This window comes from Mycobacterium sp. 4858 (assembly GCF_900240975.1).
Lineage (GTDB): Bacteria > Actinomycetota > Actinomycetes > Mycobacteriales > Mycobacteriaceae > Mycobacterium.
In genome coordinates, this window is the sequence record NZ_LT968776.1 from 784439 (window position 1) to 796567 (window position 12129).

General features: G+C 68.1%; 13 protein-coding genes and 1 pseudogene. All 14 read left to right on the forward strand.

Annotated features, from left to right (window positions below):
* The first annotated feature begins 14 nt into the window (after positions 1 to 14).
* Positions 15 to 404 (forward strand): nuclear transport factor 2 family protein, encoded by a 390-nt coding sequence (locus tag C1737_RS12160; protein WP_102418471.1) that lies wholly within the window; start codon positions 15 to 17, stop codon positions 402 to 404.
* Between the two features lie 33 nt (positions 405 to 437).
* On the forward strand, positions 438 to 974 hold the full coding sequence (locus tag C1737_RS12165; protein WP_199182828.1) for a YceI family protein: 537 nt from the start codon (positions 438 to 440) through the stop codon (positions 972 to 974).
* Between the two features lie 30 nt (positions 975 to 1004).
* A complete protein-coding gene (locus tag C1737_RS12170) occupies positions 1005 to 1418 on the forward strand; it encodes a response regulator transcription factor (protein ID WP_068062302.1) in 414 nt (137 codons plus the stop codon).
* 272 nt (positions 1419 to 1690) lie between these two features.
* Positions 1691 to 2068, forward strand: coding sequence for an NADH-quinone oxidoreductase subunit A (locus C1737_RS12175; protein WP_007168313.1), 378 nt, complete (start codon positions 1691 to 1693; stop codon positions 2066 to 2068).
* 7 nt (positions 2069 to 2075) lie between these two features.
* Positions 2076 to 2630, forward strand: coding sequence for an NADH-quinone oxidoreductase subunit B family protein (locus C1737_RS12180; RefSeq protein ID WP_066989771.1), 555 nt, complete (start codon positions 2076 to 2078; stop codon positions 2628 to 2630).
* Positions 2627 to 3352: an NADH-quinone oxidoreductase subunit C gene (locus tag C1737_RS12185; RefSeq protein WP_102418477.1), complete on the forward strand. Its 726-nt coding sequence runs from the start codon at positions 2627 to 2629 to the stop codon at positions 3350 to 3352. The genes C1737_RS12180 and C1737_RS12185 overlap by 4 nt, the downstream gene beginning before the upstream one ends.
* Positions 3352 to 4689, forward strand: a complete 1338-nt coding sequence (gene nuoD / locus C1737_RS12190; protein WP_102418480.1) for an NADH dehydrogenase (quinone) subunit D — start codon at positions 3352 to 3354, stop codon at positions 4687 to 4689. The genes C1737_RS12185 and nuoD overlap by 1 nt, the downstream gene beginning before the upstream one ends.
* Positions 4686 to 5444 (forward strand): NADH-quinone oxidoreductase subunit NuoE, encoded by a 759-nt coding sequence (nuoE, locus tag C1737_RS12195; RefSeq protein WP_102418482.1) that lies wholly within the window; start codon positions 4686 to 4688, stop codon positions 5442 to 5444. Before nuoD ends, nuoE begins: the two co-directional genes overlap by 4 nt.
* Positions 5441 to 6769, forward strand: coding sequence for an NADH-quinone oxidoreductase subunit NuoF (gene nuoF, locus C1737_RS12200; RefSeq protein ID WP_102418485.1), 1329 nt, complete (start codon positions 5441 to 5443; stop codon positions 6767 to 6769). The genes nuoE and nuoF overlap by 4 nt, the downstream gene beginning before the upstream one ends.
* A 7-nt stretch (positions 6770 to 6776) precedes the next feature.
* The gene (locus C1737_RS12205) at positions 6777 to 9203 is read left to right on the forward strand and encodes an NADH-quinone oxidoreductase subunit G (protein ID WP_102418487.1); all 2427 of its coding nucleotides are present in this window, start codon (positions 6777 to 6779) and stop codon (positions 9201 to 9203) included.
* Between the two features lie 5 nt (positions 9204 to 9208).
* Positions 9209 to 10471, forward strand: coding sequence for an NADH-quinone oxidoreductase subunit NuoH (nuoH, locus tag C1737_RS12210; RefSeq protein WP_067920082.1), 1263 nt, complete (start codon positions 9209 to 9211; stop codon positions 10469 to 10471).
* Positions 10446 to 11009 (forward strand): annotated as a pseudogene (gene nuoI, locus C1737_RS12215) (NADH-quinone oxidoreductase subunit NuoI); the annotation flags it as partial. The gene nuoH and the pseudogene nuoI, both read left to right, overlap by 26 nt.
* Positions 11010 to 11029: 20 nt before the next feature.
* Positions 11030 to 11818 (forward strand): NADH-quinone oxidoreductase subunit J, encoded by a 789-nt coding sequence (locus C1737_RS12220; RefSeq protein WP_102419915.1) that lies wholly within the window; start codon positions 11030 to 11032, stop codon positions 11816 to 11818.
* The gene (nuoK, locus tag C1737_RS12225; RefSeq protein ID WP_007168303.1) at positions 11815 to 12114 is read left to right on the forward strand and encodes an NADH-quinone oxidoreductase subunit NuoK; all 300 of its coding nucleotides are present in this window, start codon (positions 11815 to 11817) and stop codon (positions 12112 to 12114) included. Before C1737_RS12220 ends, nuoK begins: the two co-directional genes overlap by 4 nt.
* Positions 12115 to 12129: the final 15 nt, after the last annotated feature.

A 12129-nucleotide genomic window follows, 5' to 3' on the forward strand; every position in this document is an offset into this window, starting at 1 on the left:
AGAGGAGCGAGGTCATGCCCGCTGTGAGCACCGAACTCGTCGCCGACGCCGCCGATCGCCTGTTCGCGGCGATCGAAAGGGGTGACTTCGCGGCGGTGGAGCGGATGTGGAGCGACGACATCGCGGTCTGGCGCGTCGGCGCCCGCCGCGATGACGGCAAGGCCCGGGCGCTGCGGGTCATCGACTGGTTCATCTCCGCGACCACCGAGCGCCACTACGAGGTTCTCGACCGGCGGTTCTTCGACGGCGGCTTCGTCCAGCAGCACCTCCTGCACGCCACGGGCCGTGCCGGCCAATCGATCTCGATGCGGGTCTGCATCGTGATCAGGGTGGGCGGCGACGGCCGGCTGGAGCGGATCGACGAGTACTTCGACCCCGCTGAGATCGCGCCGTTGCTGGATTAGACGCTAGATTCGCCACGAGAGATGGGGGTGACGATGACGACTCTGGAAACACTGCTGAACGATCCCGACCTGGCCGGCGTGTGGAACCTCGTCCCGGACCGGTCAACCATCACCTTCAAGATCGCCAACATGTGGGGCCTGCTGCGCGTCAAGGGCCGGTTCACCGAGTTCAGCGGCGACGGCCAGCTGACGGGCAAAGGCGCGGTTTTCGGCCGCCTCGACATCCGCGCCGCCTCCCTGGACACCGGGATCGGCCGCCGCGACAGGCATCTGCGCTCGGCCGACTTCTTCGACGTCGAGCGTTTCGGTGAGATCAGCGTCGTCGTCACCGGGGTGCAGCCGACCAAAGGCAAGGCCGCCGACCTCCGGGCGGCCTTCACCATCAAAGGCGTCACCGCGCCGCTGCCCCTGCCCGCGACGATCACCGAGCTCGAGGACGGGTCGATTCGGATCGCGGCGGAGGCCAAGGTCGACCGCACCCAGTTCGACCTGGGCTGGAACCGGTTCGGCATGATCGGCAAGACGGCCACCGCGGCGGCCGAAGCCGTCTTCACGCGGGCTGCCCAGTGAACCCGGTGCGACACCAGTAGCATCTGCACCGTGTCGGACTCCACCCCCGAATCCAGCGTCGCCCTGCGGATCCTGGTCTACAGCGATAACGCCAGAACCCGCGAACAAGTGATACGGGCATTGGGCAGGCATCTGCATCCGGACCTGCCCGAGCTGACGTATGTCGAGGTGGCGACCGCGCCGATGGTAGTGCGGCAGATGGACGAGGGCGGCATCGACTTGGCCATCCTGGACGGCGAGGCCACCCCCACCGGGGGGATGGGAATCGCCAAGCAACTCAAGGACGAACTCGCGACGTGCCCGCCGATCCTGGTGCTCACCGGCCGGCCGGACGACGCGTGGCTGGCGAACTGGTCGCGGGCCGAGGCCGCCGTGCCGCATCCCATCGATCCGATCGTGCTGGGCCGCACGGTGCTCGGACTGCTCCGCACCCCCACCCGCTAGCGCTTTCACCTGCGTAGATACCGCGACCGCCGGCCCACCGGCGGCCGCGAAGTCCGCGCAGACGCGACGCGGACCGCCCGCGGCGCCGAGCCGCCCGGTTGCGGCGACACAAAAACGAGGCGAATACCCCCACCCCGACAAAACACACTCGCCTTCACGACGCTATGTTGTGAAGGTCACTGTGATAGCCCGCAGCCCGGGTACGTCACAGCAGCCCGGCCCCCCGCCCGGCCGCCGCACCGGCGACCCGTACGAGGAGATCTTGGAGCGAGTTGAACGTCTACATACCCATCCTGGTGCTCGGAGCGATCGCGGCGGCCTTCGCCGTGGGGTCGGTGGTGATCGCGAGCCTGGCCGGCCCGTCGCGTTACAACAAGTCGAAGATGGCCCCCTACGAATGCGGCATCGAGCCCACCGAAACGTCGGTCAGTGGCCCGCATGCGACGCCCGGCCAGCGGTTCCCGGTGAAGTATTACCTGACCGCAATGCTTTTTATCGTCTTCGACATCGAAATCGTGTTCTTGTATCCCTGGGCGGTCAGTTACGACGCGCTGGGAACGTTCGCGTTGGTCGAGATGGTGGTGTTCATGCTCACGGTCTTCGTGGCGTACGCCTACGTGTGGCGCCGCGGCGGCCTGACGTGGGATTGAGGTAGACGTGGGTCTCGAGGAACAGCTGCCCGGTGGGATTCTGCTGTCGACGGTCGAGAAGGTGGCCGGCTATGTCCGCAAGAACTCCTTGTGGCCGGCGACGTTCGGGCTGGCCTGCTGCGCCATCGAGATGATGGCAACCGCCGGGCCAAGATTCGACATCGCCCGGTTCGGCATGGAGCGGTTCTCGGCGACGCCGCGACAGGCCGACCTGATGATCGTGGCCGGGCGGGTGAGCCAGAAGATGGCGCCGGTGCTGCGGCAGATCTACGACCAGATGGCCGAACCCAAGTGGGTGCTCGCCATGGGCGTCTGCGCCTCGTCCGGCGGCATGTTCAACAACTACGCGATCGTGCAGGGCGTGGACCACGTGGTCCCGGTGGACATCTACCTGCCCGGCTGCCCGCCCCGGCCGGAGATGCTGCTGTACGCAATCCTCAAGCTGCACGAGAAGATTCAAGAGATGCCGCTGGGCGTCAACCGGGAGACCGCCATCGCCGAAGCCGAGCAGGCGGCGCTGTCGGCCCGGCCCACGATCGAGATGCGCGGGCTGCTGCGATGAGCTCACCGGACCACGACCCGAAGGACGCCGCAACAGAGGGCGGAGGGCCGCCCCGCTCCGACGGCGAGGTGATCGGCGTGCGCCGCGGCATGTTCGGCATCTCCGATTCCGGCGACACCAGCGGCTACGGCCGGCTGGTGCGGCCGATCACCCTCCCGGGCAGCAGCCCCCGGCCCTACGGCGGCTACTTCGACGACGTGGTGGACCGGTTGGCCGGGGCGCTGCAGGGCAGCGGTGTCGAATTCTCCGACGCGGTAGAAAAAGTCGTGGTTTACCGCGACGAACTGACACTGCACGTTCGCCGCGAGAAGCTGGTGGCCGTCGCCCAGCGCCTCCGCGACGAACCGGAGCTGCGGTTCGAGATGTGCCTGGGCGTCAGCGGGGTGCACTACCCCAACGAGACAGGGCGCGAACTGCACGCGGTGTACCCGCTGCAGTCGATCACCCACAACCGCCGTGTCCGGCTGGAAGTTGCTGCGCCGGACGGTGATCCGCACATCCCGTCGCTGTTCGGCGTCTACCCGACGTGCGACTGGCACGAGCGCGAAACCTACGACTTCTTCGGCATCATCTTCGACGGACACCCGTCGCTGACCCGCATCGAGATGCCCGACGACTGGCACGGCCACCCGCAGCGCAAGGACTATCCCCTGGGCGGCATCCCGGTGGAGTACAAGGGAGCGCAGATACCCCCGCCCGACGAGCGGAGAGCGTACAACTGATGAGCACAATCACCGATTCGACGCACAACGGCGGCGCCTCGGAAGGGCCCGAGACCGTGTTGGTCGCCGGCGGCCAGGACTGGGACCAGATCGTCGACGCCGCCCGCAACGCCGACCCCGGCGAACGGATCGTCGTCAACATGGGTCCCCAGCACCCGTCAACTCACGGGGTGCTGCGGCTGATCCTCGAGATCGAGGGCGAAACGGTCACCGAGGTGCGCTGCGGAATCGGCTACCTGCACACCGGGATCGAGAAGAACCTGGAATACCGGTACTGGACCCAGGGCGTCACCTTCGTCACCCGAATGGATTACCTGTCACCGTTTTTCAACGAGACCGCGTACTGCCTGGGCGTGGAGAAACTGCTCGGCATCACCGACCAGATCCCGGAGCGTGTCAACGTCATCCGGGTGATGATGATGGAGCTCAACCGGATCTCGTCGCATCTGGTCGCGCTGGCCACCGGCGGCATGGAACTGGGCGCCATGACGCCGATGTTCGTCGGGTTCCGCGGCCGCGAGATCGTCCTGACCCTGTTCGAGAGGATCTCCGGATTGCGGATGAACAGCGCCTACATCCGGCCGGGGGGCGTCGCCCAAGACCTGCCGCCGGGCGCGGAGAACGACATCGCCGAAGCCCTCAAGCCGCTGCGCGAGGTGTTGCGCGAAATGGGCGATCTGCTCAACGAGAACGCCATCTGGAAGGCCCGCACCCAGGACATCGGTTACCTCGATCTGACCGGCTGCATGGCGCTGGGCATCACCGGCCCCATCCTGCGCGCCACCGGGTTGCCCCACGATCTGCGCAAGAGCGAACCGTACTGCGGATATGAAAACTACGAATTCGACGTGATGACCGCCGACACGTGTGATGCTTACGGGCGCTACATGATTCGCGTCAACGAGATGTGGGAGTCGATCAAGATCGTCGAGCAGTGTCTGGACAAGCTGAAGCCGGGCCCGATCATGATCTCCGACCGCAAGATCGCCTGGCCGGCCGATTTGAAGGTGGGCCCGGACGGCATGGGCAACTCACCGGAGCACATCGCCAAGATCATGGGCGGCTCGATGGAGGCATTGATCCACCACTTCAAGCTGGTCACCGAGGGCATCAGGGTTCCCGCGGGCCAGGTGTACACCGCGGTGGAGTCGCCGCGCGGTGAGCTTGGCGTGCACATGGTGAGCGACGGCGGTACCCGCCCCTACCGGGTGCACTACCGAGACCCGTCGTTCACCAACCTGCAGTCGGTGGCCGCGATGTGCGAGGGCGGCATGGTGGCCGACCTGATCACCGCGGTCGCCAGCATCGACCCGGTCATGGGCGGGGTGGACCGGTGACCGGCCCGCAGGGCCAGCCGGTCTTCGTCCGGCTCGGTCCGCCGCCCGAGGAACCCAACGCGTTCGTCACCGAGGGTGCGCCGCAGACGTATTCGCCGGAGGTGCGGGCGCGGCTCGAGGTGGACGCCAAGGAGATCATGGGCCGCTACCCCAAAAAGCGTTCGGCGCTGCTGCCGTTGCTGCACCTGGTGCAGGCAGAGGACTCCTACCTCACCCCCGCCGGGCTCGAATTCTGCGGCGAGCAGCTGGGTTTGACCGGCGCCGAGGTGTCCGCGGTGGCGAGCTTCTACACGATGTATCGCCGCGGACCCACCGGCGACTACCTGGTCGGGGTGTGCACCAACACGCTGTGCGCCGTCATGGGCGGCGACGCCATCTTCGACACCCTCAAGGAACACCTCGGTATCGGCAACGACGAGACCACACCCGACGGCTCGGTCACCCTGCAACACATCGAGTGCAACGCCGCGTGCGATTACGCGCCGGTGGTGATGGTCAACTGGGAGTTCTTCGACAACCAGACGCCGGAGTCGGCGCGCGAGCTCGTCGACTCGCTGCGTTCCGGGGAGCCCAAACCGCCCACCCGTGGCGCCCCGCTGTGCGCCTTCCGCGAGACGTCGCGCATCCTGGCCGGCCTGCCCGACCAGCGCCCCGACCAGGGCCAAGGCGGCGCGGGCGAGGCCACCCTGGCGGGCCTGAAGGTCGCCAAAGAGCACGGCATGACCGCCCCCACTCCCCCGGCGAGCCGGTCATGACCAGCTCACAGGCCACGCCGCTGACCCCGGTCATCAGCCGATTCTGGGACGACCCGCAGTCGTGGACGCTGGAGACCTACCGGCGCCACGACGGCTACGAGGCGATGAAGAAGGCGCTGGGCATGGCGCCCGACGACGTGATCGCCACCGTCAAGGACTCCGGCCTGCGGGGGCGCGGCGGCGCGGGCTTCTCCACCGGGACGAAGTGGTCGTTCATCCCGCAGGGCGACACCGGCGCGGCCGCCAAGCCGCACTACCTGGTGGTCAACGCTGACGAGTCGGAACCCGGTACGTGCAAAGACATTCCGCTGATGCTGGCGACGCCGCACGTCCTGATCGAGGGCGTCATCATCGCCGCCTATGCGATCCGGGCCAGTCACGCGTTCATCTACGTGCGCGGTGAAGTGCTGCCGGTGCTGCGCCGCCTGCAGAACGCGGTGGCCGAGGCCTACGCCGCCGGATACCTGGGCCGCGACATCAACGGCTCGGGCTTCGACCTGGAGCTGGTGGTGCACGCGGGCGCCGGCGCGTACATCTGCGGCGAGGAGACGGCGCTGCTGGATTCGCTGGAAGGCCGTCGCGGCCAGCCGCGGCTGCGGCCGCCGTTCCCCGCGGTGGCCGGGCTCTACGGCTGCCCGACGGTGATCAACAACGTCGAGACGATCGCCAGCGTGCCGTCCATCATCCTCAACGGCGTCGAGTGGTTCCGGTCGATGGGCAGCGAGAAATCCCCCGGCTTCACGCTGTATTCGCTGTCCGGGCACGTCGCCAGGCCCGGCCAGTACGAGGCCCCGCTGGGTATCACGCTGCGCGAGCTGCTGGCCTACGCCGGCGGGGTGCGGGCCGGGCACCGGCTCAAGTTCTGGACGCCCGGCGGGTCGTCCACCCCCCTGCTCACCGACGAGCACCTCGACGTTCCGCTGGACTACGAGGGTGTCGGCGGGGCCGGGTCGATGCTGGGCACCAAGGCGCTGGAGATCTTCGACGAGACCACCTGCGTGGTGCGCGCGGTGCAGCGCTGGACGTACTTCTACAAGCACGAATCGTGCGGCAAGTGCACGCCCTGCCGGGAGGGCACCTTCTGGCTGGATCAGATCTACGAGCGGCTGGAAAGCGGCAAGGGCACCAAAGAGGACATCGACAAGCTGTTGGACATCTCGGATTCGATTCTGGGAAAGGCGTTCTGCGCGTTGGGAGATGGGGCCGCCAGCCCGGTGATGTCGTCGATCAAGTACTTCCGCGACGAATACGTGGCTCACGTCGAAGACGGTGGGTGCCCGTTCGACCCCCGAGACTCCATGCTGACGCCCAACGGAAAGGCATGACACGCTCGTGACTAGTGCGGCCAAGACCGAGACCGGCGACCCCAAGGACGGCGAGGTGCGTCCGCCGGACATGGTGACGCTGACCATCGACGGCAACGAGATCAGCGTTCCCAAGGGGACTTTGGTGATCCGCGCGGCCGAGTTGATGGGCGTCCAGATCCCCCGGTTCTGCGACCACCCACTGCTCGAGCCGGTCGGCGCGTGCCGGCAGTGCCTGGTCGAGGTCGAAGGGCAGCGCAAGCCGATGGCGTCGTGCACCACCGTCGCCACCGACGACATGGTCGTGCGCACCCAGCTCACGTCGGAGGCCGCCGACAAGGCCCAGCACGGCGTGATGGAGCTGTTGCTCATCAACCACCCGCTGGACTGCCCGATGTGCGACAAGGGCGGCGAATGCCCGCTGCAGAACCAGGCGATGTCCAACGGCCGTGCCGATTCTCGCTTCACCGATGTCAAGCGCACCTTCGCCAAGCCGATCAACATCTCCGCCCAGGTGCTGCTGGATCGTGAGCGCTGCATCCTGTGCGCCCGCTGCACGCGGTTCTCCGAGCAGATCGCCGGGGACATCTTCATCGACATGCAGGAGCGCGGCGCCCTGCAGCAGGTCGGCATCTACGCCAATGAGCCGTTCGACTCGTACTTTTCGGGCAACACCGTGCAGATCTGCCCGGTGGGCGCGCTGACCGGAACCGCCTACCGCTTCCGGGCCCGGCCCTTCGACCTGGTGTCCAGCCCCAGCGTGTGCGAGCACTGCGCGTCGGGGTGCGCCCAGCGCACCGACCACCGCCGCGGCAAGGTGCTGCGCCGGCTGGCCGGCGACGACCCCGAGGTCAACGAGGAGTGGAACTGTGACAAGGGCCGGTGGGCGTTCAGCTACGCGACGCAGCCGGACGTCGTCAGCACTCCCCTGATCCGCGACGCCGACGGTTCGCTGGTGCCCGCCTCGTGGTCGCACGCGATGGCGACGGCGATCCGGGGCCTCGAGGCCGCCCGCGGGCGCACGGGTGTGCTGGTCGGCGGCCGCGCCACCCTGGAAGACGCCTACGCCTACTCCAAGTTCGCGCGAATCGTGTTGGACAGCAACGACATCGACTTCCGCGCCCGCCCGAATTCGGCCGAGGAGGCCGATTTCCTGGCCTCGCGGATCGCCGGCCGCCGTGACGTCAGCTACGCGGATCTGGAATCGGCGCCGGTGGTGCTGCTCGTGGGCTTCGAACCGGAGGACGAGTCGCCCATCGTGTTCCTGCGGCTGCGCAAGGCCGCGCGCAAGCACGGGCTACCGGTGTACGCGGTCGCGCCGTTCGCCACCCGGGCGCTGGAGAAGATGTCCGGACGGCTCATCGCCACCGCCCCGGGGGACGAGGCGGCCGCGCTGGACGGGCTGGCCACCGGTGAGGTGGGAGAGCTGCTGTCCACCGCCGGCGCCGTCATCATGGTCGGCGAACGGCTGGCCACGGCGCCCGGCGGGTTGTCCGCCGCCGCCCGGCTGGCCGACGCCACCGGCGCGCGGCTGGCGTGGGTGCCGCGCCGGGCCGGCGAGCGCGGCGCGCTAGAGGCCGGCGCGCTGCCCGCGCTGCTTCCGGGCGGCCGCCCGCTCGACGACGAGACCGCCCGCGCGCAGATCGCCGCGGCGTGGCACGTGTCCGAACTGCCCTCGGGCGCCGGGCGGGACGTGGACGGCATCCTGGCCGCCGCGACCGACGGCACGCTGGGCGCCCTGCTGGTCGGCGGTGTCGAACCCGACGACTTCGCGGACCCCGAAGCCGTGCTGGCCGCGCTCGATGCCGCGGGCTTCGTGGTCAGCCTGGAGCTGCGGCACAGCGCCGTGACCGAGCGCGCCGACGTGGTGTTCCCGGTCGCGCCGACGACACAGAAGGCCGGAGCCTTCGTCAACTGGGAGGGCCGCTACCGCCCGTTCGGGCCGGCGTTGCACGGCAGCACCCAGCGGGCCGGCCAATCCGACCATCAGGTGCTCGACGCGCTGGCCGACGAGATGGGCGTCTACCTGGGGCTCTCGACCGCCGAAGCGGCCCGCGCCGAACTGTCCTCGCTGGGCACCTGGGACGGCGGCTGGGCCGCCGGGCCCGCGGTCGCGACCCCGCAGCCGGCCCAGCCGGGTGCTGGGGAGGCGGTGCTGGCCGGCTGGCGGATGCTGCTGGACAACGGCCGGATGCAGGACGGCGAGCCGCACCTGGCCGGGACCGCGCGCAAGCCCGTGGTGCGGCTGTCACCGGGCACGGCGGCCGAGATCGGTGCCGCCGACGGCGACGCGGTCACCGTCAGCACCCCACGCGGATCGATCAGCCTGCCGCTGGTGATCACCGACATGCCCGACCGGGTGGTGTGGCTTCCGCTGAACTCGCCGGGTTCGGCCGTGCACCGGCGGCTGGGTGTAACGCTGGGCAGCACAGTGCAAATCGGAGTCGCCTCATGACCGGTCTGACCGCCTTCGGACACGACACCTGGTGGCTGGTGCTGGGCAAGGCGCTCGCCATCTTCGTGTTCCTGATGCTCAACGTGCTGGTCGCGATCCTGCTCGAACGCAAGATCCTCGGCTGGATGCAGCGGCGGCCGGGGCCCAACCGGGCGGGACCGTGGGGCGCGCTGCAGAGCCTGGCCGACGGGATCAAGTTGGCGCTCAAGGAGACCATCACCCCGGGCGGCGTCGACAAGTTCGTCTACTTCGCGGCCCCGGTGATCTCCACCATTCCGGCGTTCACCGCCTTCGCCTTCATCCCGTTCGGCCCGGTGGTGTCGGTGTTCGGCCACCGCACACCGCTTCAGCTCACCGACCTCCCGGTCGCGGTCCTGTTCATCCTGGGGCTCTCGGCGATCGGGGTTTACGGCATCGTGCTGGGCGGCTGGGCGTCCGGGTCCACCTACCCGCTGCTGGGCGGCGTCCGCTCCACCGCGCAGGTCATCTCCTACGAGGTGGCGATGGGGTTGTCGTTCGCGGCGGTGTTCCTCTACGCCGGCACCATGTCGACGTCGCAGATCGTCGCCGCCCAGGACCGGGTCTGGTACGTGTTCCTGCTGCTGCCGTCGTTCGTGATCTACCTGATCTCGATGGTGGGCGAAACCAACCGCGCGCCATTCGATCTGCCCGAAGCCGAGGGCGAGCTGGTCGCGGGGTTCCACACCGAGTACTCGTCGCTGAAGTTCGCGATGTTCATGCTGGCCGAGTACGTCAACATGATGACGGTGTCGTCGCTGGCGACGGTCCTGTTCTTCGGCGGCTGGCATGCCCCCTGGCCGCTCAACATGTGGGCGGGCGCCAACACCGGTTGGTGGCCGGTGCTGTGGTTCACCGCCAAGATGTGGACCTTCCTGTTCATCTATATGTGGTTGCGGGCCAGCCTGCCCCGGCTGCGCTACGACCAGTTCATGGCGCTGGGCTGGAAGCTGCTGATCCCCGCCTCGCTGGTCTGGGTGTTGATCGCGGCGGTGATCCGCACGCTGCAGAACCAGGGCTACGCGCACTGGACCCCGATCCTGGTGGTCAGCAGCATCGTGTTCGCCACAGCGCTGGTGTTGCTACTGCGAAAACCGTTCAGCACGCCCGGCATCCGCGCGCTGGAGAAACAACTCCGCCACCAGTCGAAACAATTGCCGGGGCTGGAGAACGCCGCACCGGCATTCCCGACACCGCCGCTGCCGATGAAGTCCCTGGCGGCTGCGAGTAAGGAGAACGTACGTGGCTAAATTCCTGGACGCCGTCGCCGGATTCGGCGTGACGTTCGCGGCGATGTTCAAAAAGAGGGTCACCGAGGAGTATCCGGAGAAGCCGGGCCCGGTCGCGCCGCGCTACCACGGCCGCCACCAGCTCAACCGCTACCCGGACGGCCTGGAGAAGTGCATCGGGTGCGAGCTGTGCGCCTGGGCCTGCCCGGCCGACGCGATCTACGTCGAGGGCGCGGACAACACCGAGGACCTGCGGTACTCGCCGGGTGAACGCTATGGCCGGGTCTATCAGATCAACTACCTGCGCTGCATCGGCTGCGGCCTGTGCATCGAGGCCTGTCCGACCCGGGCGCTGACCATGACCAACGACTACGAGTTGGCCGACGACAACCGCGCCGACCTGATCTACGAGAAGGACCGGCTGCTCGCGCCCCTGCAGCCCGAGATGACCGCGCCGCCGCACCCCCGGACCCCCGGCGCCACCGATAAGGATTACTACCTGGGCAATGTCACTGCCGACGGCCTGCGGGAGACCCAGAAGGCCGGAGAATCCCGGTGACCGGGGCGACGGGCCAGGTGCTGGCGGCAAACCTGGCTTCCGACACCATCATCCGCACCTCCACCGGCGAAGCGGTGGCGTTCTGGGTGCTGGGCGCGCTGGCGCTGATCGGAGCGATCGGGGTGGTGCTGGCGGTCAACGCCGTTTACTCGGCCATGTTCCTGGCGATGACGATGATCATCCTCGCGGTGTTCTACATGATCCAGGACGCGCTGTTTCTGGGTGTCGTCCAAGTCGTGGTCTACACCGGCGCGGTGATGATGCTGTTCTTGTTCGTGCTGATGTTGATCGGCGTGGACTCCGCGGAATCCCTGAAGGAGACGCTGCACGGGCAGCGCATCGCCGCGGTGCTCGCCGGTGTCGGATTCGGCGTCCTGCTGATCGCCGCCATCGGCACCGGCGCGACCGGCGGCTTCGCGGGACTGACCACCGCCAACGCCAACGGCAACGTCGAAGGCCTTGCGGCGCTGATCTTCTCCCGCTACGTCTGGGCGTTCGAACTCACCAGCGCCCTGCTGATCACCGCGGCCATCGGGGCGATGGTGCTGGCGCACCGCGAGCGCTTCGAACGCCGCAAGACGCAACGGGAGCTCGCCCAGGAGCGGTTCCAGCCGGGCGGACACCCGACCCCGATGCCCAGCCCCGGTGTGTACGCGCGCCACAACGCCGTCGACGTGGCCGCGCTGCTGCCGGACGGCTCGTATTCGGACCTTTCGGTGCCGGCGATCCTGCGCAGCCGCGGCGCCGACGGCAAACAGACCCCCTCCCGCCAGGCGAGCCCGAGTCTGTCACAAGGCGGTGCGTCATGAATCCGGCCAATTACCTTTACCTTTCGGCCCTGCTGTTCACCATCGGGGCGTCCGGTGTGCTGCTGCGGCGCAACGCCATCGTGATGTTCATGTGCGTCGAGCTGATGTTGAACGCGGTCAACCTGGCATTCGTCACGTTCGCGCGGATGCACGGGCACCTGGACGGGCAGATGATCGCGTTCTTCACGATGGTGGTGGCCGCGTGCGAGGTCGTCGTCGGCCTGGCGATCATCATGACGATTTTCCGTGCTCGCAAGTCCGCCTCGGTCGACGACGCGAACCTACTCAAAGGCTGACATCGCCAATATGGG

What these genes read in the sequence shown, in the direction of transcription:
- C1737_RS12160 (WP_102418471.1), top strand. Translation starts at nt 15, where the DNA reads ATGCCCGCTGTGAGCACCGAACTCGTCGCCGACGCCGCCGATCGCCTG.
- C1737_RS12165 (WP_199182828.1), top strand. Translation starts at nt 438, where the DNA reads ATGACGACTCTGGAAACACTGCTGAACGATCCCGACCTGGCCGGCGTG.
- C1737_RS12185 (WP_102418477.1), top strand. Translation starts at nt 2,627, where the DNA reads ATGAGCTCACCGGACCACGACCCGAAGGACGCCGCAACAGAGGGCGGA.
- nuoD (WP_102418480.1), top strand. Translation starts at nt 3,352, where the DNA reads ATGAGCACAATCACCGATTCGACGCACAACGGCGGCGCCTCGGAAGGG.
- nuoF (WP_102418485.1), top strand. Translation starts at nt 5,441, where the DNA reads ATGACCAGCTCACAGGCCACGCCGCTGACCCCGGTCATCAGCCGATTC.
- nuoK (WP_007168303.1), top strand. Translation starts at nt 11,815, where the DNA reads ATGAATCCGGCCAATTACCTTTACCTTTCGGCCCTGCTGTTCACCATC.